At 38.9% G+C, this 26,464-nt stretch carries 18 protein-coding genes and 4 pseudogenes; 15 read left to right on the top strand and 7 right to left on the bottom strand.

All coding sequences use genetic code 11. The features are described 5' to 3' along the window. The first annotated feature begins 57 nt into the window (after positions 1 to 57). The gene (locus SAGCYANO_RS00280; RefSeq protein ID WP_202218255.1) at positions 58 to 264 is read left to right on the top strand and encodes a nucleotidyltransferase family protein; all 207 of its coding nucleotides are present in this window, start codon (positions 58 to 60) and stop codon (positions 262 to 264) included. A gap of 1,245 nt (positions 265 to 1,509) precedes the next feature. On the opposite strand, the gene SAGCYANO_RS00275 is transcribed toward SAGCYANO_RS00280, so the two are convergent. Then, positions 1,510 to 1,773, bottom strand: a complete 264-nt coding sequence (locus SAGCYANO_RS00275; protein WP_237395457.1) for a type II toxin-antitoxin system Phd/YefM family antitoxin — start codon at positions 1,771 to 1,773, stop codon at positions 1,510 to 1,512. A gap of 816 nt (positions 1,774 to 2,589) precedes the next feature. Between SAGCYANO_RS00275 and SAGCYANO_RS43760 the strand changes: the two genes are divergently transcribed. Together SAGCYANO_RS43760 and SAGCYANO_RS43755 are read left to right on the top strand one after the other, a co-directional pair. Next, positions 2,590 to 2,775 carry a hypothetical protein gene (locus tag SAGCYANO_RS43760; RefSeq protein WP_237395455.1) on the top strand — a complete coding sequence of 62 codons (186 nt, stop codon included), beginning with the start codon at positions 2,590 to 2,592 and terminating at the stop codon, positions 2,773 to 2,775. Positions 2,776 to 3,110: 335 nt separating this feature from the next. Continuing rightward, complete coding sequence (locus SAGCYANO_RS43755; RefSeq protein WP_237395453.1) at positions 3,111 to 3,350, top strand: hypothetical protein; 240 nt, start codon at positions 3,111 to 3,113, stop codon at positions 3,348 to 3,350. 200 nt (positions 3,351 to 3,550) lie between these two features. Here SAGCYANO_RS43755 and SAGCYANO_RS49865 read toward each other — a convergent pair whose 3' ends face one another. From SAGCYANO_RS49865 to SAGCYANO_RS00260, 3 genes and pseudogenes are all read right to left on the bottom strand, one after another. Further along, positions 3,551 to 3,664, bottom strand: coding sequence for a hypothetical protein (locus SAGCYANO_RS49865; protein WP_375339851.1), 114 nt, complete (start codon positions 3,662 to 3,664; stop codon positions 3,551 to 3,553). Beyond that, positions 3,661 to 3,795: pseudogene (locus SAGCYANO_RS49860) on the bottom strand (hypothetical protein); the annotation flags it as partial. The pseudogene SAGCYANO_RS49860 and the gene SAGCYANO_RS49865, both read right to left, overlap by 4 nt. A 228-nt stretch (positions 3,796 to 4,023) precedes the next feature. Further along, complete coding sequence (locus tag SAGCYANO_RS00260; protein WP_202218254.1) at positions 4,024 to 5,553, bottom strand: YifB family Mg chelatase-like AAA ATPase; 1,530 nt, start codon at positions 5,551 to 5,553, stop codon at positions 4,024 to 4,026. A 48-nt stretch (positions 5,554 to 5,601) separates the two neighbouring features. Between SAGCYANO_RS00260 and SAGCYANO_RS00255 the strand changes: the two are divergent. The 6 genes and pseudogenes from SAGCYANO_RS00255 to SAGCYANO_RS00230 all read left to right on the top strand — a co-directional run. Further along, positions 5,602 to 5,862: pseudogene (locus SAGCYANO_RS00255) on the top strand (histidine triad nucleotide-binding protein); the annotation flags it as partial. Between the two features lie 591 nt (positions 5,863 to 6,453). Continuing rightward, a pseudogene (locus tag SAGCYANO_RS00250) lies at positions 6,454 to 8,488 on the top strand (group II intron reverse transcriptase/maturase). Position 8,489: 1 nt separating this feature from the next. Then, positions 8,490 to 8,576, top strand: a pseudogene (locus SAGCYANO_RS00245) (HIT domain-containing protein); the annotation flags it as partial. 514 nt (positions 8,577 to 9,090) lie between these two features. Beyond that, the gene (gene psbA / locus SAGCYANO_RS00240) at positions 9,091 to 10,152 is read left to right on the top strand and encodes a photosystem II q(b) protein (protein ID WP_202218252.1); all 1,062 of its coding nucleotides are present in this window, start codon (positions 9,091 to 9,093) and stop codon (positions 10,150 to 10,152) included. 646 nt (positions 10,153 to 10,798) lie between these two features. Then, positions 10,799 to 11,860, top strand: coding sequence for a photosystem II q(b) protein (psbA, locus tag SAGCYANO_RS00235; protein WP_202218252.1), 1,062 nt, complete (start codon positions 10,799 to 10,801; stop codon positions 11,858 to 11,860). 463 nt (positions 11,861 to 12,323) lie between these two features. Then, a complete protein-coding gene (locus tag SAGCYANO_RS00230) occupies positions 12,324 to 12,881 on the top strand; it encodes a COP23 domain-containing protein (protein WP_202218251.1) in 558 nt (185 codons plus the stop codon). A 117-nt stretch (positions 12,882 to 12,998) separates the two neighbouring features. On the opposite strand, the gene SAGCYANO_RS00225 is transcribed toward SAGCYANO_RS00230, so the two are convergent. The 3 genes from SAGCYANO_RS00225 to SAGCYANO_RS00215 all read right to left on the bottom strand — a co-directional run bounded on the left by SAGCYANO_RS00225 (position 12,999) and on the right by SAGCYANO_RS00215 (position 18,098). After that, positions 12,999 to 16,007, bottom strand: a complete 3,009-nt coding sequence (locus SAGCYANO_RS00225) for a CHAT domain-containing protein (RefSeq protein WP_202218250.1) — start codon at positions 16,005 to 16,007, stop codon at positions 12,999 to 13,001. Between the two features lie 192 nt (positions 16,008 to 16,199). Then, positions 16,200 to 17,180, bottom strand: a complete 981-nt coding sequence (locus SAGCYANO_RS00220) for an aldo/keto reductase (RefSeq protein WP_202218249.1) — start codon at positions 17,178 to 17,180, stop codon at positions 16,200 to 16,202. Positions 17,181 to 17,846: 666 nt separating this feature from the next. After that, positions 17,847 to 18,098, bottom strand: a complete 252-nt coding sequence (locus tag SAGCYANO_RS00215) for a Uma2 family endonuclease (RefSeq protein WP_202218248.1) — start codon at positions 18,096 to 18,098, stop codon at positions 17,847 to 17,849. 1,061 nt (positions 18,099 to 19,159) lie between these two features. Here SAGCYANO_RS00215 and dacB point away from each other — a divergent pair. The 6 genes from dacB to SAGCYANO_RS00185 all read left to right on the top strand — a co-directional run bounded on the left by dacB (position 19,160) and on the right by SAGCYANO_RS00185 (position 25,503). Next, the gene (gene dacB, locus SAGCYANO_RS00210) at positions 19,160 to 20,599 is read left to right on the top strand and encodes a D-alanyl-D-alanine carboxypeptidase/D-alanyl-D-alanine-endopeptidase (RefSeq protein WP_237395451.1); all 1,440 of its coding nucleotides are present in this window, start codon (positions 19,160 to 19,162) and stop codon (positions 20,597 to 20,599) included. Between the two features lie 78 nt (positions 20,600 to 20,677). Next, positions 20,678 to 21,070 (top strand): hypothetical protein, encoded by a 393-nt coding sequence (locus SAGCYANO_RS00205; RefSeq protein WP_202218247.1) that lies wholly within the window; start codon positions 20,678 to 20,680, stop codon positions 21,068 to 21,070. Between the two features lie 171 nt (positions 21,071 to 21,241). Then, positions 21,242 to 21,691, top strand: coding sequence for a (2Fe-2S)-binding protein (locus tag SAGCYANO_RS00200; RefSeq protein ID WP_237395450.1), 450 nt, complete (start codon positions 21,242 to 21,244; stop codon positions 21,689 to 21,691). Next, positions 21,678 to 22,673 carry a xanthine dehydrogenase family protein subunit M gene (locus SAGCYANO_RS00195; RefSeq protein WP_202218246.1) on the top strand — a complete coding sequence of 332 codons (996 nt, stop codon included), beginning with the start codon at positions 21,678 to 21,680 and terminating at the stop codon, positions 22,671 to 22,673. The genes SAGCYANO_RS00200 and SAGCYANO_RS00195 overlap by 14 nt, the downstream gene beginning before the upstream one ends. A 434-nt stretch (positions 22,674 to 23,107) precedes the next feature. Beyond that, positions 23,108 to 24,076, top strand: coding sequence for a xanthine dehydrogenase family protein molybdopterin-binding subunit (locus tag SAGCYANO_RS00190; RefSeq protein WP_202218245.1), 969 nt, complete (start codon positions 23,108 to 23,110; stop codon positions 24,074 to 24,076). 158 nt (positions 24,077 to 24,234) lie between these two features. After that, positions 24,235 to 25,503, top strand: a complete 1,269-nt coding sequence (locus tag SAGCYANO_RS00185; RefSeq protein WP_202218244.1) for a xanthine dehydrogenase family protein molybdopterin-binding subunit — start codon at positions 24,235 to 24,237, stop codon at positions 25,501 to 25,503. The last annotated feature ends 961 nt before the right edge of the window (positions 25,504 to 26,464 follow it).

The raw sequence follows: 26,464 nt of genomic DNA, 5'->3' as shown, positions 1-26,464 counted from the left end.
TCAAAAGAACCAACTCAGGAAAAATTATCTGAAGGAGAATAAAATTATTGTTAGACCATGAAAACTATAGAAATATTAGAACAAAAGCGAGAAAAAATTCTAAACCTAGCTGCTCAACATGGAGCATCCAATATCCGAATATTTGGCTCTGTAGCACGGTGTGAAGAACGGGAAGATAGCGCCATAGATTTTATTGTGGATATGGCAAGAGATGGCTGTTTACTAGATCGTCTTAGTTTTATGCCTGATTTAGTAGCTTCATAGATTTTATTGTGGATATGGCAAGAGATGGCTGTTTACTAGATCGTCTTAGTTTTATGCCTGATTTAGTAGCTTCATAGATTTTATTGTGGATATGGCAAGAGATGGCTGTTTACTAGATCGTCTTAGTTTTATGCCTGATTTAGTAGCTTCATAGATTTTATTGTGGATATGGCAAGAGATGGCTGTTTACTAGATCGTCTTAGTTTTATGCCTGATTTAGTAGCTTCATAGATTTTATTGTGGATATGGCAAGAGATGGCTGTTTACTAGATCGTCTTAGTTTTATGCCTGATTTAGTAGCTTCATAGATTTTATTGTGGATATGGCAAGAGATGGCTGTTTACTAGATCGTCTTAGTTTTATGCCTGATTTAGTAGCTTCATAGATTTTATTGTGGATATGGCAAGAGATGGCTGTTTACTAGATCGTCTTAGTTTTATGCCTGATTTAGTAGCTTCATAGATTTGATTGTGGATATGGCAAGAGATGGCTGTTTACTAGATCGTTTTAGTTTTATGCCTGATTTAGTAGCTTCATAGATTTGATTGTGGATATGGCAAGAGATGGCTGTTTACTAGATCGTCTTAGTTTTATGCCAGATTTAGTAGCTTCATAGATTTGATTGTGGATATGGTAAGAGATGGCTGTTTACTAGATCGTCTTAGTTTTATGCCTGATTTAGTAGCTTCATAGATTTGATTGTGGATATGGCAAGAGATGGCTGTTTACTAGATCGTCTTAGTTTTATGCCAGATTTAGTAGCTTCATAGATTTGATTGTGGATATGGTAAGAGATGGCTGTTTACTAGATCGTCTTAGTTTTATCAGGACTTACGCAAATTAACCTTGAAAACGCCATATGTAGGGGCGAATGGCATTGGCTAGCGCCAAGCTCCGCTAACGCCCTCACTGGATTTAGTGCCCGTGCGTAAGTCCTGTTTTATGCCAGATTTAGTAGGGCCATAGATTTTATTGTGGATATGGAAAGCGATGGTCGTTTACTAGATCGTTTTAGTTTTATGCCAGATTTAGTAGGGCCATAGATTTTATTGTGGATATGGTAAGAGATGGCTGTTTACTAGATCGTCTTAGTTTTATGCCAGATTTAGTAGCTTCATTTGAGTTATCAGTTATCAGTTATCAGTACCTCTGCATCTTGATTACTAACAGCATCATAAAATTTTGCTGAAAGTCGTTTACTTTTAGTAATAAACCAGAGAAATATATGAGTATCTAAGAGTATTTTCATGGATTGGTAAACAGGTTAATAATTTCTTCAGGAAGAGGATCGTTAAAGTCATCTAGTACAACAAATTCACCTGCACATAAACCAATAGGACGAGGTTGTTTTTGCTGTTGATTTGTATAAATTGGTTTAACTTCAGCAATAGGTTTATCAGCTTGGGTAATGATTAAACTATTACCTTCTTGAATCAGTTTAATAAACTCTGATAAGTTTTGTTGAATTTCATCTATATTTAGGGTAATCATTGCATTATTTTTAGTCAATTATTGTTAAATTAATATCAAAAAAGGAAGGCAGAAGGAAAAAAAAGGCTAGAACAAAAAAAGTTTTCCCACCGCCTATTATCCGGACATGATCTAATAGCATACTTCTATAATTTGTGCATCTAATTTTTTTTTATTTGTTCTAATTTTTTTCTAATCAAAATATAAACTTTTTCAATTTCAGCAATTGATTTCAGTATATCAGAAGTCTCTGTTGGACCTTCAAAGGAAAGAAAATGCTAGAATAGGGAAAGCTTTCTTATCGCTGATTATCCGGACATGATATAATAGTATACTTCTATAATTTGTGTATCTAATTTTTTTATTTGTTCTAATTTTTTTCTAATCAAAATATAAACTTATTCAACTTCAGCAATTGATTTCGGAATATCAAAAGTTTCTGTTGGAGATTCAGAAGTCAAGCGATCAATAAATATATGAAATGCTGCTTGATCATTAGACCTCTCCAAAATAGAAATTAAGGTAAAATTGTAGTGCCCAATTATATATATGCTGTCCCCAAATGAATAATGTATTAGAATATATTTATAATCATCCACTCATAAACAAAAAGGATTATTGGTATTACAGATAAACAACTAATAAAATTAATAGAAAATGCTCAAAAAGTTGAAGACAAAAAAGACAGGCGATAATGCTCCGCATCGCTAACGCGAACGCCAGTGAAGAAAAAAGATTTAAATAGGGAGGAGGAAGAAAAAAGTCTTTAGGCAAGGCGGAAGAGATAATGTTGACATTATATTATTTGCATCATGTACCAACATTTCAACTGCTAGGAGCAACCTAAGGGAGTTAGTGAATCAACAGCAAATAATATTTTTCGCGCTTTGGAGCGATATTTTGAGGGAATTATTACCATCTAGTTTACTAGAGGAATTCTCGGGAAAAGAAAACGAATATTTATGGATAAAAGAAGCTTTGACAGAAATAGAATTGATAGTTGATAGTACTTCAGCAGGATATATTCAGGCCAAAAAATGATGAAAAGCAGAAAAAATATTACTCAGTCAAGCCAAAAAGTCATACGTTAAAAAATCAAATAGTAATCACTAGCTTTGGGAAAAGAAATAGTTGATGTAATAGTAGGAGAAAGAGGTCCAGAGAGTGATATAAATTTATTCAAAAAACGTAAGCATTCAGCTATCAGCAGTCAGCTATCAGCAATTAGTAATGAATAATTACTTCTGAGGTTTTGTCCAGGAACTTTGGTAGTAACTTTTTATTATTTTTCAATTTCAAAGGTTGCTTTTACCTTCCCTAAAATTAATAGCTGATAGCTAATAGCTGACGGCTGTTTGCGCAGCATTCCGGAGGAAATGCTTACCAAAAAACAACAAAAAAAGTTTGATAAAGAACAAAGATTTCAAGGAGATAAAGGTGATCAAGGTGGGGAAAAAATTGACAGGCCAAAGAAAAAAAAAGAAACCATAAAATGTCATACAAAGTCAAGAAAGAGAATCAAAAAAAGCTCAAAAAGAAGATTTGTAGAACATGTAATAAGACTGATAAAAATCTGCGCGAGTGGCACGAGAAAGATTCAGATTAAAAGAGAGTAACCCGTGAAAAAGTAATTTTAACAATATGTGGTTTAGTGAGATTAAGAATAGGGACACTAATGTTAACAGAAATCATAACTTTAGGTATAGTAAAAAGCCAGAAATAATTACATAAAAATGCTAAATAATTAACAATAACTATCTGTAATACTATAAATCTCATAAAAAATGACTATCTGGAGGAGCTGGCGATCGCTCTCTCAAAGATAGTTACAGTAAGTGCTTGATAATTTTTGGAGATGTCTATTAGGATGAGCAATAACATAAGCTCTTAATTGGGTTTTATTCATGCTATTAAAATCTGGCTTGATCATAATAATTTCCAAATATTATTAGGATATATTTCTCTCTCTATATTATCTGCTGCTAAGATAAATAAATTACCCGTTCGCTCGTCTAGACGAACAAGAAAAATAGGAGTGAATGTATTAGTTAAAGATTTTGAGTAGTGGGAGCATCTTGCTCCCGTGGATGAACATCTCGCTCCCGTGCGTGACCGAGACGCTCAGATAATCAAAACTTCAAGACGAGCGATCGCTTACAGCGGTTTTCATTTCAGTAGACCACAGTAGGGGCGCAATTCGGAGCTTTGCGGAACGCAAATGCCATTCGCCCCTACATATGGCGTTTTCAATGGGTTTTCTTCCCCAACCCAACCTACAAAACTACAAAACTACTGCATTCTATCAATAGTCCGATATTGAATTGCCTCAGCAACATAAGCAGGTTTCAACTCCTCATCCCCTGCCAAGTCAGCAATAGTCCTCGCCACCTTCAAAATTCGATCGCTCGCCCTCGCTGACAACCCCAATTTCCTGATCGCTCCCTCCAATAAATTCCGACTACTATCATCCAACTTACACCACTTGGGAAAATGACGACTTTGCATCTGAGCATTACAACTTAAACCAACCTCATCCCGAAACCGATGTCGTGCGCGATCGCGTGCAACTTTCACCCTCTCCCTCACCTCAACTGACCCTTCCCCAGTGTCCTGCCTTGTAATTTCCTCCGGTTTCAACCGACTAACTATCACCTGTAAATCAATCCTATCCATCAACGGACCCGAAAGTTTTCCCCAATATTGCTCCCGTTGCCGTGGCGAACAAGTGCATTGTTGAATAGGATCTCCATAATAACCGCACGGACAAGGGTTTGTACTGGCAACCAAAGTAAACTGAGCTGGAAATTCCACCGACATTCTAGTGCGCGATATTGTCACTACCCCATCTTCCAACGGTTGACGCAGATATTCCAAAACATTGCGATTAAACTCCGTTAACTCGTCTAAAAATAATACCCCTCGGTGAGATAAAGAAATTTCCCCCGGTCGCGGAAAACTCCCTCCACCCACCAAAGACGGCCCAGAAGCAGAATGATGGGGACTACGAAACGGGCGATCGCTCACCAAACTCCCCTTATCTTTCAACAACCCCGCTACAGAATAAATTTGAGTCACTTCCAACGCCTCCTCAAAATTCAACGGAGGCAAAATTCCTGGTAAACGTCGCGCCAACATAGTTTTCCCACTGCCAGGAGGGCCGACAAAAATCAAATTATGCCCCCCAGCAGCAGCTATTTCCAAAGCACGACGAGCATGATTTTGCCCTTTAACTTCTTTTAAATCTAAACCAGAAAATTGTTGTTTTGCCAAAATCTCAGCAATATCTACTTCTACAGGAGAAAAATTAGTAGGATTATTCAAAAAATCCGTGACATCAAATATATTGTCAAATCCATAAACCGATAACCCCTTAACTACCGCCGCCTCCTTTGCATTAGCAGCAGGCACAACTAACCCGCTGATTCCCATTTTTTCTGCTGCCGCGGCAATAGGTAAAATTCCAGCGACTGGTCGTAATGTACCATCAAGAGAAACTTCTCCCAAAAATAGATGGTCTCCGAGCAGGTCTGCATTTACTTGTTCCGAGGCAGCCAAAATTCCGATACTGATAGGTAAATCAAAACTGGGACCTTCCTTGCGTAAATCTCCAGGGGTGAGATTAACCAGAATTTTCCGCATGGGGAAAGCATAACCACAATTTTTGAGAGTAGCTTTGACTCTTTCCTTTGATTCTTGAACTGCTGCATCTGGCAATCCGACAACGACAACTTTCGGCAGTCCCCCCGATACATCGACTTCCACACCCACTTTTACGGCCTCAATGCCAATTATTGATGCACTCCAGACTCTAGCTAACATATTCCTTTATTCTTTAATTTATATAGTGAGTTATTTGAATATAGATAAATGAGCGAGCAAGACACTCTTTTCAGTAAAATTATCCGGCGCGAGATTCCGGCGGACATTGTTTATGAGGATGACATGGCCCTCGCCTTCAAAGATATTAATCCTCAAGCTCCTGTTCATATCCTAGTGATTCCGAAAAAGCCTATTCCCAGGTTAGCTGATGCTTCACCCGAAGACCATAGCTTGATGGGACATTTATTGCTGACGGCACAGCGGGTTGCTCAACAAGCAGGACTTGAAAATGGCTATCGTGTAGTAATCGTGTGACTCGTTGGCCACTAAACCAGGAAACTGGGTATAAATGGCCGTTCCAAGTCAATACATGAGGACAACCTCGACTTGTGAATAACTCTTATTACCTTGGTGGTGAAATTCCATCCGCCTTGTTGTTGGGTTGACAGCATAGACCACGGGGTAGCGACTGAACATCAATCTCCGAAGCTGGTTTAAAAGCGGGACAATACCAGTTACCAAGAACGATACCGCAAGCAAAGGCTGACAAGTGGACGAACAGGAAGGTAATTAAACTCTCGTTACACGGAACCATTCCAAAGGTAACTATGGAATGTAGGACGAAAGTCAGGGGGTCAATGGATAATTTCATGATTTCGGAATTATCAGCAACTATACCGAACCCTCCGGGAGATTTTACCCCACTAAATCAGCCGTAATAAAGGAATAAGGGAACGAGGAAACCTCTCTAAGACACCTAAGAATATAGGTCGAAATCTTAGGAAGCCATTCAAGGTCAATCTGCACTATGGTTGCAGGTCTTAGGGAGAGTAGGATTGGGTAAAAAGCTATCAAGCTGACGTACCCACTGTTAGGCGTAATGTAAGGTAACAATTAGCTATGAATAAAGCTAAAACACTAAAAAGAAAACTAGGAAATCCTAGACCATTTCTTGAGTGCGTCTTACATTCTGAGGAGACCTCAGAATTACGCACTCGCTTTTTAAGCGTGGCATGGGATACAGACGATATACCAAATCAGGTTAGCATCAATCCAAATAAGAAATGGAAAGATATCAACTGGAAGAAGGTAGAAAAATATGTATTTAAGTTGCAAAAGTTAATTTACAGAGCATCCATGCCGTGGCGAAATCCGCAAGATGCGCAAGTACCAAAAACTTCTGACCAAAAGTTACTACGCTAGGTTGCTATCTGTGAGGCGAGTGACACAGGATAACCAGGGAAAGAAAACTGCGGGAGTAGATGGTATTAAAAATCTACCACCAATGCAGAGATTTAACCTAGTGGATTTATTAAAATCACGTTATCTAAAAGCAAGTCCGACCCGCAGAGTCTGGATACCAAAACCAGGTAAAAATGAAAAGCGAGTGCGTAATTCTGAGGTCTCCTCAGAATGCAAGACGCACTCAAGACAACGTCCATTAGGCATCCTTACGATGTATGATCGAGCGTTACAAGCCTTGGTGAAGTTAGGTATGGAACCAGAGTGGGAGGCACGTTTTGAACCTAATAGCTATGGTCTTTTCCGGTGGTCAACACATGATGCCATTGAGCCATCTATACTAGCATCAATCATAAACCTAAATATGTGTTAGATGCTGATATATCCAAGTGTTTTGACCGAATTAACCATGATGCACTTCTAGGAAAGATAGGTCAATCTCCCTACAGACGATTAATTAAACAATGGTTAAAGTCTGGAGTGATTGACAATAATCAATTCCTAGAATCTGTGGAAGGTACACCACAGTCCGGGGTAATATCGCCCTTACTAGCAAACATCGCCCTGCACGGTATGGAGGAAAGACTAATGGAATTTGCCAAAACTATAGACCTTAAAAACAAAAAAGGTAATCAAAAAGGTTGGCAAAGTAAATGTCAAAGTCTTACCATAGTACGCTATGCTGATGACTTTGTTATCCTACATGAAGACATCAAAGTAGTGCTACAAGCAAAAGCCGTAATACAGGAATGGTTAAACCAGGTAGGATTAGAGCTAAAACTAGAATTGACCAAAATTGTCCACACCTTAGAAGAATATGAAGGGAATAAACCTGGATTTGACTTTTTAGGGTTTACGGTGAGGCAATGGAAGGTAAAGTCAACCAAGCAAGGATTTAAGACGCTGATTAAACCATCCTCTAAGAGTATTAAAACTCATTATCGAAAACTGGCGGATATATTTGATAAGAATAAAACCGCCCCGACTAAAGCTCTAATAGCTAAGTTAAATCCGGTAATAAGAGGATGGGCTAACTACTTCTCAATAGATAACCTCCTATGGGTAAGAATATGGAGATGGGCAAGTAGAAGGTATCCAAATAAGTCGGCTAAATGGGTAAAGAAAAAGTATTTCCCTCGCTGCAAAGAGACCAGAAATTGGTTACTTAACGACGGTGAGTATATACTAAACCGACACTCAGATGTCCCCATTATAAGGCACATCAAAGTTAAAGGTAATAAATCACCCTATGACGGTGACTGGACTTATTGGAGCAACAGAATCGGTAAATATCCGGGCGTAAGGAAAGAAGTCACAACGCTGCTAAAACGGCAAAAGAATAAATGCGCATCTTGTGGACTAACCTTTAGACCAACTGACCTCATGGAAGTTGACCATATAAAACCAAGGTCTAAGGGTGGTGACAACACATATAAGAATAAACAATTGTTGCACCGACATTGCCACGATACTAAAACTGCCTTAGATAAAAAGACACACGCAGAACCAAAGTTACAGGATTTACCTGATGGATATTTATGGGTTGACGATATGTTGATATTAAGGCAGGGGTGTACCCATCAAAAGGGACGTTTAAGAGAGGAGCCGTGATGAGGTGAAAGTCTCACGTCCGGTTCTGAAGACGAGCAGGCTCTATAAAGGAGTAATCTGGAAATGGGCTTGCTTAGTTTAACAATAATGGAGCTGAAGCTGGTCAAACTGTTTTTCATTTACATCTTCATATTCTTGGAGGTCGTCAAATGCAGTGGCCTCCAGGCTAATGTCAAGATATAGTAGTACGTTCTTTGGCGTTTGACAATAAATTTGAGTGAAAAGGGAGTAGGGAGTAGTTTACAAGGGTATGTTTTTTAGAATTATGCCCTTGGGTGTGGGGAGGGTGGGAAGTGTAGGAAGTGTGGGAGCAGAAATCAGCTATTTTTTGTATGAAAAAGCACATTTTTTTGCAGTTTTATACTGAATAAAAGCGTACACTCACCCCGAGTGTTAAAAACTTACCCTTGTAAGCTCCCCACACCCCCAAACCTCCCACACTCCCCACACTTGTTTTACATCAAAGGTAAAAACTTACTCCTGTAAGCACTCCCCACACTCCCCACCCCCACTTCCTAAAATTTCTGAGAGTCTCAAGGACAAAGTATAAGTATAACTTATATAAAAATTCAAAAAGACTTTTCTGAAAACCCTTTACAAAACTAAATTAGATGATTAATATAGTAAACAAGAAAGCAAAAGCGCTTTCGAGAACCTTGAAAAATACATAGCAATTATAAAACAATGACAACTACCTTACAACAGCGTGAAAACGCTAACGTATGGGAGAAGTTCTGTAGCTGGATTACCAGCACAGACAATCGTTTATACATCGGTTGGTTCGGTGTATTAATGATCCCTACCTTGTTAACAGCTACTATCTGCTACATCATCGCATTTGTAGCAGCTCCTCCTGTAGACATTGATGGTATCCGCGAACCCGTCGCTGGTTCCTTAATGTACGGAAACAACATCATTTCCGGTGCAGTAGTACCTTCCTCCAACGCTATCGGTCTACACTTCTACCCTATCTGGGAAGCAGCTAGCTTAGATGAGTGGCTATACAACGGTGGCCCATACCAGCTAGTAATTTTCCACTTCCTCATTGGCGTATTCTGCTACATGGGTCGTGAGTGGGAATTATCCTACCGCTTAGGTATGCGTCCTTGGATCTGTGTTGCTTACTCCGCTCCTGTAGCAGCAGCAACAGCAGTATTCTTAATCTATCCTATCGGACAAGGAAGCTTCTCTGATGGAATGCCTTTAGGAATCTCCGGAACATTCAACTTCATGTTAGTGTTCCAAGCAGAGCACAACATCTTAATGCACCCATTCCACATGTTAGGTGTAGCAGGTGTATTCGGTGGTTCATTGTTCAGTGCAATGCACGGTTCTTTGGTAACTTCTTCCTTAGTACGTGAAACAACTGAAACAGAATCTCAGAACTACGGTTATAAGTTCGGTCAAGAAGAAGAAACTTACAACATCGTAGCAGCTCACGGCTACTTCGGTCGTTTAATCTTCCAATATGCGTCATTCAACAACAGCCGTTCCTTACACTTCTTCTTAGGAGCATGGCCAGTAGTAGGTATATGGTTCACAGCTTTAGGTGTGTCCACAATGGCCTTCAACTTGAATGGTTTCAACTTCAACCAGTCCATCATCGATTCTAGTGGTCGTGTAGTAAATACATGGGCAGACATCATCAACCGCGCTAACTTAGGTATGGAAGTAATGCACGAGCGTAACGCTCACAACTTCCCTCTAGATTTAGCTGCTGTAGAAGCTCCTTCTATCAACGGTTAATTCTTGATTTAGCTTTAGTTAGCTAATCTAAACGCTCTCCAATTTTATTGGGGGGCGTTTTTTGTTTTGTTTGTCCTAAGTTCAGGGAACAGCAGACTTTCAAAGGGTTTTTCCTGCGGAAACGCTCCGCGAACAGAATTTAAAAATGTCAAACACCTTAATGCGTAGTGCTATAAAAGTCCCTGTTTTTCTCACTATTTCCAGCTCCGGTGTTCCCTACTGGACTGACACACCTAAAACTGTGCATTATATCCTTGGGTTGGGGGCGGGTTCATAAGATAATTTGTAAAACCATTAATTTAACGCGAAACCCGCCCCTACTGGACTGAAACAGCTAATTTTATGCAGAGCGATTATTGGTGCGGGGGCGGGTTCACCAGGTCCTGGGTGAGACCATTAACTTAACGCGGAACCCGCCCCTACCCGATGCAACATTTTAGGCGTGTCACGCCACTACTATAAATCTAGACACCGACAGAAACTCATCAACAAAACTTATAACTTAGTTAAACAACACTATCCTTAACACCCCTTTACAAACCGAAATAAACTAGCTATATTATTAATAAGGTCGCAGGCAAACAAAAAAATACCTGCACCACCGTACCTCGAAAATTTCATACATACATAACAGCAATCATACATTATGACAACTACCTTACAACAGCGTGAAAACGCTAACGTATGGGAAAAGTTCTGTAGCTGGATTACCAGCACAGACAATCGTTTATACATCGGTTGGTTCGGTGTATTAATGATCCCTACCTTGTTAACAGCTACTATCTGCTACATCATCGCATTTGTAGCAGCTCCTCCTGTAGACATTGATGGTATCCGCGAACCCGTCGCTGGTTCCTTAATGTACGGAAACAACATCATTTCTGGTGCAGTAGTACCTTCCTCCAACGCTATTGGTCTACACTTCTACCCTATCTGGGAAGCAGCAAGTTTGGATGAGTGGCTCTACAACGGTGGCCCATACCAGCTAGTAATCTTCCACTTCCTCATTGGCGTATTCTGCTACATGGGTCGTGAGTGGGAATTATCCTACCGCTTAGGTATGCGTCCTTGGATCTGTGTTGCTTACTCCGCTCCTGTAGCAGCAGCAACAGCAGTATTCTTAATCTATCCTATTGGACAAGGAAGCTTCTCCGATGGAATGCCTTTAGGAATCTCTGGAACATTCAACTTCATGTTAGTGTTCCAAGCAGAGCACAACATATTAATGCACCCATTCCACATGTTAGGTGTAGCAGGTGTATTCGGTGGTTCATTGTTCAGTGCAATGCACGGTTCTTTGGTAACTTCCTCTTTAGTACGTGAGACAACTGAAACAGAATCTCAGAACTACGGTTATAAGTTCGGTCAAGAAGAAGAAACTTACAACATCGTAGCAGCTCACGGCTACTTCGGTCGTTTAATCTTCCAATATGCGTCATTCAACAACAGCCGTTCCTTACACTTCTTCTTAGGAGCATGGCCAGTAGTAGGTATATGGTTCACAGCTTTAGGTGTGTCCACAATGGCCTTCAACTTGAATGGTTTCAACTTCAACCAGTCCATCATCGATTCTAGTGGTCGTGTAGTAAATACTTGGGCAGACATTATTAACCGCGCTAACTTAGGTATGGAAGTAATGCACGAGCGTAACGCTCACAACTTCCCTCTAGATTTAGCTGCTGTAGAAGCTCCTTCTATCAATGGTTAATTTCTTGAGTTAGCTTTAGTTAGCTAATATAAACACCCTCCAGTATTGGGGGGTGTTTTTTTTTCAATGTTATGCGCTACGCGCTAGGGAATAGGGAATAGGGAATAGGGAATAGGGAATAGGGAATAGGGAATAGGGAATAGGGAAGAGTAAATTGTTATACCATTTCTCCATGAAGTTGCGCTTAATAAAAGATAACAGCTATTAGTAAAATTCAGGTTTTGGTAAGAATTATTCAGCGTATTGTTACAGAGAAATGGTATTAAAAGGTCTTAGGGTTGAGAAATGTTAAACACCTTAATGCGTAGCACTATATCATATCAAAATAATCAGGATTTTAAGCTATTGATTGTGAGGTTATTTTTAAATGTAGTGCTATACCAAGTTTATTAATAATGAAAAAACAGAGATTATTGTTGCTTTAATAGGTTTTGCTGCAACTATATTAGCTGCTTTTATCCCAATGTTAAATTCGGATAGTTCAAATGAGAATAATCCACCTCCCCCAGAGAAAAATCTACCAGAGAGAAATTTACCAGAGAAAAATATTCAAACTCAGAATCTTTCCTTTTTTTGCGGCTCATATAAAACTCCAGAAGGAGTAGATGTACCAGCCACAATAATACGTTCATCTTCAAAAGCAGATGTTCCTATGTTTTTTTGGAAGGATACTTCTTGGGGGCCAAAATGGGACCCACAGACTCGTTGCCAAGAGGTTTCTAGGAGATTACAAATATATTATAATAATGGGATTATTGATTATATTTTTTCTGGGAGTTTAAATAATTATCCGACTCTCTGTGTTAGTAAAGAAATTAAAGATTCTCAGTGTAACGATCAAAACTTACTAATAACATTAAAGTCTGGAGAAAATGCTGATGATGTTTTACAGGAAGTTATTGCTTTTCGACATTCTGGAGGTCTTACAGTAGAGCGTGATGGTGGCTCTTATATAAGAGTGTTTGAATATTGGAGGAATGCTCCAACTACTAATGGTAGTCCTTCTGAGTCAAGATTCTAAAGAACTAAAAGAACTTTTTGATGTAAAGTTTTCTCTTCTCATAGGAGGATAGTCAATGCGTCTGTCAAGCATATTTTTTAGTGAAAAATTAGTTAAAAATATGCTTCGTTTCAACCATTATCTCTTGACTCGTGCTAATTTATCTGCTGCATCACCGATAAATTCAACTTTGCCTACAAATTTACAAACAGTACGGGTACTAACTACTACTATCGTGTCAAAAGAGCCATCAGGTTTTATCTCAAAAGGTGAATTTGAATTAGCAACCAGGTTCCATGGACCCCACATATTTCTCTCTACATCAAAAGAACTAGCACTAAGCAAAACTAAATTTTGATCGTCGAGATCGAGCTTATGCTTTGTTCCGTCAGCTTCAGTTAATGCAAGTGTGAAACCATCGGGAGTTGATTCGAGAGTTGCAGACAATAAGTCTCGCGAATTTGTACCTGCATCACCTCCGAGAGCGTATGTAGCGCCACACGACATATAACCAACAACTTGCTTAACAGACTTGAATGCAGAAACTCTGGGAGATTCTCCTAAACCAGTCAGGATAAATGCTGACCAGTCAACTGGATCGGGACGCTTCCCTTTTGTCTTTAACATAGCTTGACGTAGAGCTTTTGCTTTATCAGAAGTATTTTTAAAATTCTGATAAAAGTCAATCATTAGCTCTGTTGTAGATTGATCGGGTACTGACCACAGAGAAGAAACAACAGTAGGGACTCCTCCAATCAGAAAGGGACGAGTTAATCCCAAGTTTCCTTCCACAGTTTCTGCTCCTAACCCGGTATTGCAAGCACTCAATACTGCCATCTCTGCCAGAAATCGACGTATATAGAATTTACGAGTAGTTAAAACTCCACTATTCTCTTCTCTACTGTTAGAAGTGAAGACAAGACCAGCTCTACTATAGCCAATATTAAGAAAACCATGAGTTGCAAAGTGTAAAATTCGTGAGTTAAATAGCTTGCTTTCAACTTTCTTAATTGAGGCATCTCTACCAATAAGAGGATTTGTATCATAAAGTTTAGCAATTTCTCTAGCCTCAACCTCAGCAGAAGGTAGTTTAGCTGGTACTTTAGTTACTCCAAGAGAGCCAACAGACACTTCTGACATCTTTGGATTACCGACAATTAAGTAATCATTACCTACTCTTTTTGTACTAGCAGCTCTTTCTGTAATAAATTTTAGAGCTTGGATCGAGGGAGCAACTCGTATAGTATGTCGATCGATTAAATATTTATTATCAGATGATATGAGTGATGCAAAGGGAACGCGATGTAAACCTCGATAGGGAATAAAGACAATATGTTCATCAGGATTAGTAGGTAAGGTATTTTGTATGGGTTCAATCAGCACTTGATATAATTGTTTTAATAGAGAAGTTTGATTGCTGTCGCGATTTTTGATTGCTAAAAGGGTATCTTTGGTGAGATTTGATAAAACAACAGTCTGTTCTCTAGTTTCCCGGTCTTTTAATTCCAGTTTTGCCAATGAGTTGAAGATATTTGTCAGCAGCAAACCAGCACTTATCCCAATCAACGCAGCAACCCCTATTCTTCTATTATTTGGGGAAAGTATAGCAAAAGCTCCTATACTAACTAATACTATAGCGCCGTATATAAATATAGTTGAATTGACAGCACCGTGTACAAATCTAGTTGAGTTAATATTATTAAATTCTGAGCTAGAGTTAGATTTGTTTAAGACTGATGAAACATCAACCTCTCGAAAGTTAAGCTTACCATTTGCCTGGATTACCCAAATTAAAACTTTATTTTCTCTTGCTTGAAATTTATCGTAATCATGTATAGGTAAATCAGGGATGGAGTAAAGAACGAGTGTTGCTTTTTGGTCTTTGGCAAAAGCTTGCATTTCCTGAAAAGATAAAACATCTGGAATATCTCTGGATAGACCTTCAAGACTAAAAATATAGGAAAGTGAACGGGAGCGATCGGCATACTCTAAAGCTTTTCCATATTCTTTATCATTTGTGAGCAGCAACTGTTGAGTAGTATACAGAGGTGTACCAATTTCTTGAAGAGCAATTACATCTCCCTTATCCATTTGCTTCTTAGATGCTTTTTCTAAATCTGATATACTCTCATCTAGTAATTTTTTGGCATCATTAGTTTGACCTTTCATCGCCATAATCAAGGCAAGTTTAGAACGGTTGCCAACGAAACTATAAGTTCGTGCTATAGAAGAATAAGATAAAGCACGATCAGGTGCAAATGTCGTTGCCCCAGCTAGGAAAGAATAGACACGGCCACTTGAATGATCCTTATTATGTTTAGTATAAATTGAATCTGCTTCCAAGTACAGATTCATAGCTTTATCCCAATCTTCTGTGGCAAAATATATATCTCCCAGAATATTTAATGCCGGATAAATTAAATTCTTCCTTGTATCCCAATCAATGTATTCATTAGTACTATTAACTTGTTTCTCTTTTGTCTTGGGTATATTTATAATGTCAGTAAAAAAAACTTTCGCTCCAGAATAGTCTTTGAGTGCAAAATATATTTTCTTCAAATTTAGCAATATGAATCCTGCTCTATAGTTTTGACAAGCAAGTAATAGTTTTTTGAGAGAATTATTGTCTAGATGCTGATAATGCTCAATATGGAAAGGCAATACCAAGCACATTTCATAAGATGACTCAACCTGAGTTTTTCGACTATACAAACTCTGATTTGATCTAGCTAAATCAAAATATTGCTGACAAAAAGTAAGACTATCATTAAATGTTTCTAACAGAAGCTCGGTTTCACACATTTTCCTGAGAAGTTTCTCCCTGCAAGAAACAGATTCATATTTGCCGGTCCCATTTGCTGGCGCACATTCACCAACATAGTCAAAACTTTTACTATTTGCAACTTCGCTAAAACTATCATAGCTCACTAACAGTTTTCCTGCCGATTTTTCTGCTGATTCAAGTTGTTTTAGTATAGTTTCTTGCTTCTCTAACTCTGCTTTGACATCCTCTCTTTCTTCCGATAAAATTTCAATATAACCTAGACCTCTACCCTGTGCTGAAGCAGAATTAGCAATGGAAAATTGGCTCAAGCTAACAAGAGCAACTAAAAGCAATTTCAGAGGAATTGATAAAGATGACTTCATAATTTCTATTAATTCAATATTATTTGCTATTTTTAATTAATTCGTGTACCACAAAACTATTCTTTCTAAGATATTCAGGACTTACGGACGGACACTAAATTAAGTGAGGGCGAATGCCATTCGCCCCTACAGATGGTGTTTTCAAGGTTAATTTGCGTAAGTCCTGATATTACATTAGTGTAGCTTCACCCCTCAAGTCCAAGCACGGAAGAAGGTATTTTCTTGCCAAACACTGGCTGTTTTTTGCTCGATCGCTCCCATGTCTTGCTGAGTTAACTGCTGAAATGTTTGGGCAACCCTAACATTAGACTGCAACATTTCTACAGACTCTGTAGCTACGATACAACAATGTACACCTTCTAAGGACAATACATATCCCATCGCTTCCTGCATATTCAATACCCCTGGTCGGAGTAACCTGCCGTAAGCTGGTATTTTCATTCCAATAACACCTACATTTTTTTGTTGCGCAACAGGTAACACAGTAGGAGCAAATGGTCGGGGATGATGTTTGTCAGCAGCATTAATAGTAACCAGAGTCGTGTCAAATGGATAGCGACGTAGTCCTTCAGCAATAATATCAGGTTCGTGATGACCTGTAATTCCCGAAAATTTGACTATACCTTGTTCTTTTGCTTCTTCCATTGCTTTGATAGCACCTTGGGAACTGAATATTTGATCTAAAGTTTCTGTAAATGAAACATGGTGTAACTGCCACGAGTCGAGATAATCTGTATTTAATCGTTTTAGCGATCGCTCTAATTCTCTCCATGCTCCATCGCGATCGCGTCTTCCTGTCTTACTTACCAAAAATACATCTTTTCGATAAGCGGGTAACACCTTCCCTAAATGTTCTTCACTTGCACCATAACTGGCAGCAGTATCAAAATATCTAATTCCTAGAGAGAGAGCAGCTTCAATTATTGCGACTGACTCTTTTTCCCGTCCACTGTTATCTAGGGGTGTTTTTCCTGCTCCACCTAAACCTAAAAGTGGTACTTTTACACCAGTTTTACCTAATATTCGTTCTGGCATTGTGGATGTAGTGGGTAGCTTTTCAGCAGATGCTATTTTGGTCTGAGATTTTTTATTCACAGCAGCACAACCTACTATACTACCTGTAGCAGCAATGCTTGTCATTATAAAGTTACGTCGAGTCGTTTTTTTTGTCATAGTTATCTATAGTTTTTTTGATATTATAACGACTCTAAAAATTTTTTGTTGTCTACTATATTATGCTATTTTTTTCTAAATTTAACACTAATTTTAGAAATCCCACTCCATAAATAAATCTGTTACTGGTAATATAAATCCTGGTCATTTCAGTTATCAGTTATAAGTTAGCCTCCTCCGGAGGAACTGCGTTATCAGTTATCAGTACCTCCGCAATAAGGAGGCAAGAAAATACGGAATTCTCTTTTGTTTATCCCCTGAAAATGGGAGGCTTTAGACCACAATTTCTTGGTAAAATATCTTCTGCTTCTAAATTATCAGCAACTTTTCAACAATGAATAATGAATAATGAATAATTACCTCTCCTTGAAAGAAGAGGATTGACAAAGAGATGAAAATTTTTCTTCTCTTGGTCGATTGGATATGGCGAGGAGACCTCGCCATCCCTCGACCGCTTATTATCCCCTTAAGAGGGGAGGCTTTAAACCACAATTTTTCGGCAATAATTTATCAAAATAATTGGGTCGCGCAACCCCGCCTTTTAAGGCGAAATATTTTTGGATAGTTGCTCAAATTCCCGTTATAAAAATAACTTCTGTACGGGTGGTTTCCGTTCCGGAATACTTCGTAAACGCGTAATTAGGAGCATTCCGTAGGAAACCACCCCTACTGACTTCTGACTTCGTTAACTGGCTGTGGTTTATGGTAGATTAAAACTGATTTTTCATCAGGATTAATTACCCAAACTAACCGACAATTATTTTCAAAGTATTCAACAATTTTTTGATGTAGTTCCTCAAATGTATTATTGGGAGAAATTACTTCTGCTGCTAAATCGGGAGTACCTTTAAAATAACCTTTAGGTAGTCGCTTTAATCCTAATAAACGGTCTTTGGAAACAAAAGAAATATCTGGCAATAATTAATAATTAATAATTAATAATTAATAATACCTCTTCTTTTCAAGGAGAGGATTGACGAGGTAGGGAAATTTTTTTCTTGTTTATCCTTTAAAGGAGAGGCTTTAAACCTTAATTATTCTGTAATATTACCATGTTCCATTCCTGAGTTTCCCATATCAACAACTTCTCCATTAATTAATTCATAATAACTGCCATCTTCTGATAATGCTCTAAATTATTCATCAGTTAATATTTTATTTTCTGTTGCTAGATTCATAAATTTATTCTGCTATTTTGTGATAGTTTTTGTGATAATTGAATTAAGTCATTCAATCTTTTATCAAATTAGCCCAATTACATTTTATGTAAGCATTTCCTGCGGAATGCTGCCCAAACAGCCGTCAGCTATTAGCTATCACCCATTAATTTTGGGTCCGTGTAAAAGCAACCTTTAAAATTGAGAAATAATAAAAAGTTACTGCCATGGGTCCCCGGACTAAAACTGAGAAGTAATTATTCATTACTAATTGTTGTTTGCGTAGCATTCCGTAGGAATAGCTGGCTGCTGATAGCTGTTTGCGCAGCATTCTGCAGGAAATGCTTACCATTTTATATCATATTAAATCTGCTTACCGAATAATTAAGCTTTAAACCTCTCCATTCATGGAGAAAAAAGAAAAAATTTTCCCTACCGCGTCAATCCTCTCCTTGAAAAGAAGAGGTAATTGTTAATTATTAATTATTAATTGTTGAATACGGTTCCCGTTTGCGTAGCATGAAGTAGAAAAAAAAATCGGAGTAATAGAATTTATACCGTCAGTAGGGGCAAACAGCTATTTGCTTCTAGGATATTGATTCTTATTTCTAAATGCCAAATAATACCAAAGAAAAGCGGATTTGATCTCGCCCTCTATTTTTAATTAATAGCAAATGTTTAAACTTTCTCTCAAACAAATTACCGAAAAATTCAGGTATAAAGCCTCTCCATTAATGGATAAAAAGAAAAAAATCTTTTTATCCAATCCTCTTATTTCTAAGAATAAGTAATTCTAAATTCTTAATTATAAATTATAAATTATTGAAAATTACTTTTCTTATAGTATTTCTCAATCCATTAATAGCACTTAGTCAAGAAACTCCTACAACAATTTGTCCTTCTGAATTAAGTAATCGGATTGATGCTGTAATTAACCGCCCCATTTTTAATCGTTCTCGGTGGGGAATTTTAGTCGAAACTTTATCGGAAAAAACTACAGTTTATAACCGAGATGCTGAATATTATTTCATTCCTGCTTCTACGGCTAAACTATTAACAACTGCTGCAGTATTACAAAAACTTCGCCCTCAATTTAGAATTAGAACTTCAGTTTATGGTGATGGGAATGGCAATATATATATTGTGGGTAGAGGCGACCCTAGTTTAACAGAAACTCAACTACAAAGTTTGGCTCGACAATTAAAGGAACAGGGAATAGAAACTATTAATCAATTAATTGCTGATGATAGTTATTTTGAAGGAACAGGAGTTAATCCTAATTGGGAATGGGAAGATGTTCAGGCTGGTTATGGCGCACCAATTAATAGCTTAATTCTGAATCAAAATTCTATAGATTTGGTTTTGTCGCCTCAAAATTTAGGTCAACCTTTACAAGTTACTTTTGTTAATTCTGTTGAAGGTCAAAAATGGCAGATTGAAAATAATTCGGTGACTGTAGGGAAGAATGAAAAAGAATTTTTAGAGGTAGGAAGAGATTTTATTCAGCCAATAATTCGGATATCTGGGCAACTACGAGTTGGCTCGGCATCGGAACCTGTTTATGTGGCGGTTGTAGAACCTGTGGATAATTTTTTAAATAAATTTCGTGAAGTTTTAGCAACAACAGGAATTCAGGTTTCTCAAATAGTAAAAAAATCACAGATTACCTCTAATATTAATTTGACTGAATTAGCTTTTGTAGAGTCTCCAACATTAGGGGAATTAGTAGAGGAAGTTAATATAAAAAGTAATAATGTTTATGCAGAAGCTTTGTTAAGGCAAATGGGAGTTAGGAGTATATTAATTCCTAGGAAAAAATCTAATAATCAGACTTTAGCAAAAAGTTTGGAAGAGGTAAAAGTAATTTTAACTAGGTTAGGAGTTACTCCCAATAGTTTTGTTTTAAATGATGGCTCTGGTTTGTCTCGTCATAATTTAATTAGCCCGGAAGCTTTGGTACAAACTCTCAGAATTATGGCTAATTCTCCTTGGGCAAATATTTATAGAAATTCTTTACCTGTGGCTGGTGTAAGTGGCACATTGAGTAGACGTTTTAGAAATAGTTTTGCCGAGGGAAATGTACAAGCTAAAACAGGAACAATTAGTGGAGTTTCTGGTTTAGCAGGATATATTCAACCTGCTAATTTTGAGCCTTTAGTATTTAGTATTATTGTCAATCAGTCAGACTTAGAAACTAAAAGTTTGAGAAGTGCTATTGATGAAATTGTTTTGCTCTTGACTCAGTTCAAGTCTTGTGGTTGAATGAAAAAAATAAGTAAGTATTCAGCATTCAACTATTATCAATCATGAAACACTCTATAAGAAAGAGAAAATGAAAAAATGAACGAGAATAGAGAAAATCAACAAAGTAGTGAAACAGAATATTTTTTTAATGAAAATAAACTAGACCAAGATGAACTTTTTGTAGAAATTCCTTCTGTTCAAAAGCTTACTGATTATGACAGGGTTCCTACCTCATTCGAGCCAATGGGAGAAATATATTTGAGGGGTCGTATTTTCAGACGTATTGCTTCAGGAAAAACAAAGTGCTGGATTCTTATTTCTAGTTGGATAATATTTGGAATTCCTGCTTTTTTTGTTTTGATGATAACATTTTATAACCTATCTTTTTCGTCTTTTCTACCTTTGATATTTGCTTCTACTCCCATCTTGATTTTATCAAGAGGTACAATTGCCAAGTTAAAAACAAGTAGACAAAGAAGACGAGATTAATTAATGGATAATTGATAATTACCTCTGGTTAAAACCGAACACCTAGGCAGAAGTATCTAGTTGTTAAATTTGCCCCCTAAAACGATTAACTTTTACACTTGTTCAAATAATTTATAGGTGATAAAAATGTTATAAACAGAAAAAATAGCACTAACATTAAAAATTAATGGAGTGCCACATCATCTAAATATAGAACCTCGCGTGACTTTATTAGATGCACTGCGAGAATATCTAGGTTTAACAGGGACGAAAAAAGGATGCGATCGCGGAGAATGTGGAGCTTGCACGGTATTAGTTGATGGAAAACGAATTAATGCTTGTATGACTCTGGCAGTAATGCAAATGGGAAAGTCAATTATTACTATTGAGGGTTTAGCAGAAGAAAATGGAGAACTCCACCCAGTGCAAACAGCTTTCATTGAGCATGATGCTTTTCAATGTGGGTATTGCACTCCCGGTCAAATAGTTTCCGCAGTAGGTTTACTAGCAGAAGCACAACCAAAGTCAGACCGAGAAATTAGGGAAGGTATGAGTGGCAACCTCTGTCGTTGTGGTGCTTATCATCATATCGTTGCAGCAGTTCGTGAAGTAGTGGAGAAAACAGAAAATGCAGCCATTTAGTTATGCCAGAGTTAATGAAGAAAATACGGCCATAGCTACAGTTTCTCAGGATGCAGCTATATCTTTTATTGCTGGTGGTACAGACTTAATAGGTTTAATTAAAGATGGCGTACAAACACCAAAGCAAGTTCTAGATATCAATTCCCTACCTTTAGACTCAGTGGAAGTCGATGCTGACAACAACCTCCGCATCGGTGCTTTGGCAAAATTGAGCGATGTTGCACGTTATTCCACAGTGAAAAATTCCTATCCTGTTATTTCAGAAGCAATATTAGAAAGTGCTTCTCCTCAACTGCGGAATATGGCAACAGTGGGAGGAAATTTATTACAACGAGTACGCTGTAGTTATTTCCGTGACCCGGTTTTTCCTTGTAACCGTCGTATTCCAGGTACGAGTTGCCCTGCTATGGAAGGTTACAATAGAATGCACGCTATTTTAGGTACGAGCGAATATTGCATTGCCACTCATCCTTCAGACTTGGCAGTAGCATTAGTTGCTTTAGATGCCATGGTTTGTATTCAAAGTAAAACTGGACAACGCCGAGTGCCGATAAATGATTTTTATTTGTTGCCTGGAGAAACACCCCACCGAGAAAATGTTTTAGAGCATGGGGAATTAATAGTTGTGGTAGAAGTACCTGCTGTTTCGTGGTTTAGCAACTCTTACTATCTCAAAGTACGCGATCGCGCAAATTATGAATTTGCCCTAGTTTCTGTAGCTCTTGCTCTGGAAGTTGAGCAAAATATTATTAAGTCTGCGCGACTAGCATTAGGAGGAGTTGGTACAAAACCTTGGCGTTCTGAGGAAGCAGAAACAGCATTGCAAGGAAAACCAATAAATGAAGCAACTTTTTCTACTGCAGCAGAAGCAGCTTTGGCACAAGCAAAACCACAACAACATAACCAGTTCAAAATTGAACTAGCTAAACATAGTATTATTCGTGCACTTTCAACTGTAGCTGCAAAAGCAGCTTATTGCTGAATTAGTGTCTAATATTAATCTTAATTATACGGTGTCCGGTTGAATAGTTATAAATAACGAGAGAGCAGTCAGGAGATCCCCCCTAACCCCCCTTGAAAAGGGGGGAACTGGAAGTCCCCCTTTTTAAGGGGGATGCGCGGGGGATCATTGATGTACTTCACGCCTTATGAAAACTATTATATAAGGAGGAACAAGTTTTTTTATCACTAATTATCCGGACATGATATTACTTAGGAGTCAGGAGTCGTAGGGGCGAATGCCATTCGCCCGTATAGGAGTTAGGAGGGAAGAAAGAAGAAGTAGAAGGAGAAAGTTTTTTGTTGAGCTAGCGCACAACTCCTCCTGTCGGAATGAAGGGCGCAAACGTTAACGGTTTTGCTTCGCGAAACGCAAAAAAAAATAACTATTACGAACTATTTAAGTAAACACCAAACATGAATAAAGTCATCGGAAAACCCATCAACCGTGTAGACGGAAAACTTAAAGTTAAAGGTGGCGCACGTTACACCGCTGATATGCCAGTTGAAAATTTGACTTACGGCGTATTAATAGAAAGCACCATTGCTAAAGGAAAAATTACAAAGCTCGAAACTACCGCAGCAGAAACCTCCCCCGGAGTATTGACAGTTATTACCTACCGCAACGTTCCCAAATTTAATCAAATTACTTTTTTTCCTGGTGGACAAAGTCTCCCCATTCTCCAGGATGAGAATATCTATTATCAAGGACAACACATTGGGATAATAGTGGCAAAAACTTTAGAGCAAGCTCAGTACGCAGCTACCTTGGTTAAAGTTGAATATCAAACCGAACAACCAACTATAGATATAGATGAAGCACTCCAACAAGGATACGATCCAGAAAAAATTTTTGGTGGAATGTTGCCCGCTCATATATTCAGGGGCGATATTAACTCCGGGCATTCCCAAGCAGAGGTATTAGTCGAACAAACCTACAACACTCCCATGGAAAACCATAACCCCATCGAACCCTCAGCAACTCTCGCAGTTTGGGAAGACGACCACCTCACTCTCTACGAAACAACTCAAGGAGTTTATTCTGCACAAGGAGCGATGGCTAAAGTTTTCGACATTCCCCCAGAAAACATCCGAGTCATTTCTGAATTTCTCGGCGGTGGGTTTGGTTGTAAAGCATTCGTTTGGCCTCACGCTATTCTGGCTACTTTGGCAGCGCGTTATGTGAAGCATCCAGTTAAACTCGTACTTACCCGCGCCCAAATGTATACCTCCGTCGGATATCGCGCTCCCACTAAACAACATCTCACCCTCGGCGCAACTAAAGAAGGCAAACTCACACTCATCAAACATATCGGTGAAACTATAACGTCACCCTTTGACGAATTTACCGAACCCGTGATATCAAATCCGTTTAATTCGGTATAAAAAAATGTTCCATCTTCAACGATCACCAAATATTTCTCCATCTCCCCATCTCCCCATCTCCCCATCCTCCCATCTCCCCATCCTCCCATCTCCCCATCTCCCCATCTCCCCATCTCCCCATCCCCCCATCTAATTACACCGATGCTACCGGATTTGATATGACAATGGCAACAAACATGATGTATAGCTGCCCCAATGTTGAAACCAACTATCGCCTTGGCCGCATCAATGCTGGCACTCCCACTTTTATGCGGGCACCAGGGGAAGCACCGGGAATGTTTGCCTTAGAATCAGCAATGGATGAACTTAGTTACGCTCTAGAATTAGACCCCATCGAACTCCGGGCCCGCAACCATGCAGATGTAGAACCTGCTACTGGGCATCCGTGGTCTAGTAAATCTCTCAAAGAATGTTATCAGCGAGGAGCAGAAATATTTGGCTGGAAACACCGCAACTCCAAACCAGGGTCTATGAGTGACGGCGAAAGTCTAATTGGTTGGGGTATGGCCAGTGCAACTTTTCCTGCTAACAGTTTTCCTGCTACTGCTAAAGTCACTATATATAATAGTGGGGAAATATTAGTCGAAAGTGCTACCCATGACTTAGGTACAGGAACTTATACTGTGATGACACAGGTTGCTGCCGAAGTTTTAGGCGTATCTGTGGAGAAGGTAGAATTTAAACTTGGCGATACTAACCTATCCAAAGCGCCAATTACCGGAAATTCTACTACAGCTAGTAGTGTGGGTACGGCAGTACAAGCAGCAGCAACGAAAGTTCGGAGTAAAGTTGTAGAGATGGCAATTTATGATTCTGACTCACCCCTTTATCAGGCAAAACTGGAGGAGGTAATTTTTGAGTCTGGGAAATTATTGTTGAAAAATAATCCTGCTGTCGGGGAAAGTTATCAGGAAATTCTCAGTCGTCATGGTTTAGAAAATATTGAAGCGGTTGGTAATAATACATCGAAACAGCAACAGCAGGAATATGCTAAACATTCTTTCGGAGCAACTTTTGTGGAGGTGCGAGTAGACCGTCTGTTGGGAGAAGTGCGAGTGACACGATGTGTTGGTGTTTATGGTGCTGGACGCATTCTCAATGCCAAGACTGCCCGCAGTCAAATGATAGGCGGTATTACTTGGGGTATTGGTATGGCGTTGATGGAACATACGGTAATGTCTCCTCACTACGGACGTATTCTGAACCATAATCTTTCAGATTATTTGATACCCGTGCAGCTAGATGTGCCGGATATTCAGGTGCAGTTTGTGGAAGAGGAAGACCCCTATGTTAATGCTCTGGGAACTAAGGGTATTGGGGAACTTTCTATAGTGGGAGTTGCAGGAGCGATCGCTAATGCTGTTTATCATGCCACAGGTAAGCGTATTCGAGATTTACCTATTACTCCAGATAAGTTATTAGAATAAGGTTGAAGGGAGGAGTCAGGGGTCAGTAGGGGCGAATGGCATTTGCGCTCCGCAAAGCTCCGCTTTACATGTCGCGGAGCGTTAACGGAGTTATGCGGTAGCAAAACGCCCGTACAGGAGTGATATCATGTCCGGTAGCATCGGTATTGTATAGCAAAGGTAAGGAAGAAGGAAGAGGGAAGAGGGAAGAGGGAAGAAGTGCGATTCGTTTGGCTAAACAAGCTTCTATGTAAGTTAGCCAGTCTCAAAAAAGGGATAACTCTAGTAGTCATGCAGGTTGAATTCCTGTCCTCTGGGATGTAGAGTGACTCTGAAGTTCAGGATTCCAAGGTAACAACTTGGTCTCTCAGTGCATGGACTTAAAGCCTTAAAACTAGAAGGTTTTTTCTGGTTATCGTGGCCAAGGGAGTTACATAAGGTTAACGCACAGTCAATCTAGTATAACCGCTCGTCATCTTCGATTGGTGAAATTAAGCCTGATACACCAAACCCAAAACGGGAAACCTCACATAACTGGTAACGTAGTTCTTCGGCGTTATCACATCTAGTTGGAGGTCGGACGACACTAGGAGCCTAAATGTAACGAGAAATGATACTAGGGAACGAAGTAACCCCCTTAAGACTCTCAGACCTTAACCTCTGAGTAGGAAAAGTTTAACCAATGTCTTTTAGGGATAAGGAAACTCCTGCGAAGCAAGCCTGGAGTAATGTTCAGGATATGCAGACGTGGGGAGGCACTGCAGGTAGCCGTGAAACCGAAATTGTATTAAGCCAAAACGCATTCGCCGGGGTAAGTAGGCTCAAGTCGAGAGTAGGAGACTCATGCCCGTGAAAAATCTCCAGGTATCCAAGCCAAAGAGTAGTGAAAACCGAGGCCAACAAGCGTTGACAAACCTTGAAATATTAGGTGCGAGAATAGGTGTAACCAACCTTGAAGAATCCTGCAATGTTAGGAGCCGTA

It is taken from the genome of Okeania sp. KiyG1, from assembly GCF_014132355.1.
Lineage (GTDB): Bacteria > Cyanobacteriota > Cyanobacteriia > Cyanobacteriales > Microcoleaceae > Okeania.
This window is presented reverse-complemented; position numbering and strand designations above follow the sequence as displayed.

What these genes read in the sequence shown, in the direction of transcription:
- SAGCYANO_RS00280 (WP_202218255.1), top strand. Translation starts at nt 58, where the DNA reads ATGAAAACTATAGAAATATTAGAACAAAAGCGAGAAAAAATTCTAAAC.
- SAGCYANO_RS43755 (WP_237395453.1), top strand. Translation starts at nt 3,111, where the DNA reads ATGCTTACCAAAAAACAACAAAAAAAGTTTGATAAAGAACAAAGATTT.
- SAGCYANO_RS49865 (WP_375339851.1), bottom strand. Translation starts at nt 3,664, where the DNA reads ATGATCAAGCCAGATTTTAATAGCATGAATAAAACCCAATTAAGAGCT.
- SAGCYANO_RS00260 (WP_202218254.1), bottom strand. Translation starts at nt 5,553, where the DNA reads ATGTTAGCTAGAGTCTGGAGTGCATCAATAATTGGCATTGAGGCCGTA.
- psbA (WP_202218252.1), top strand. Translation starts at nt 9,091, where the DNA reads ATGACAACTACCTTACAACAGCGTGAAAACGCTAACGTATGGGAGAAG.
- psbA (WP_202218252.1), top strand. Translation starts at nt 10,799, where the DNA reads ATGACAACTACCTTACAACAGCGTGAAAACGCTAACGTATGGGAAAAG.
- SAGCYANO_RS00230 (WP_202218251.1), top strand. Translation starts at nt 12,324, where the DNA reads ATGTTAAATTCGGATAGTTCAAATGAGAATAATCCACCTCCCCCAGAG.
- SAGCYANO_RS00225 (WP_202218250.1), bottom strand. Translation starts at nt 16,007, where the DNA reads ATGAAGTCATCTTTATCAATTCCTCTGAAATTGCTTTTAGTTGCTCTT.
- SAGCYANO_RS00220 (WP_202218249.1), bottom strand. Translation starts at nt 17,180, where the DNA reads ATGACAAAAAAAACGACTCGACGTAACTTTATAATGACAAGCATTGCT.
- SAGCYANO_RS00205 (WP_202218247.1), top strand. Translation starts at nt 20,678, where the DNA reads ATGAACGAGAATAGAGAAAATCAACAAAGTAGTGAAACAGAATATTTT.
- SAGCYANO_RS00195 (WP_202218246.1), top strand. Translation starts at nt 21,678, where the DNA reads ATGCAGCCATTTAGTTATGCCAGAGTTAATGAAGAAAATACGGCCATA.
- SAGCYANO_RS00190 (WP_202218245.1), top strand. Translation starts at nt 23,108, where the DNA reads ATGAATAAAGTCATCGGAAAACCCATCAACCGTGTAGACGGAAAACTT.
- SAGCYANO_RS00185 (WP_202218244.1), top strand. Translation starts at nt 24,235, where the DNA reads ATGACAATGGCAACAAACATGATGTATAGCTGCCCCAATGTTGAAACC.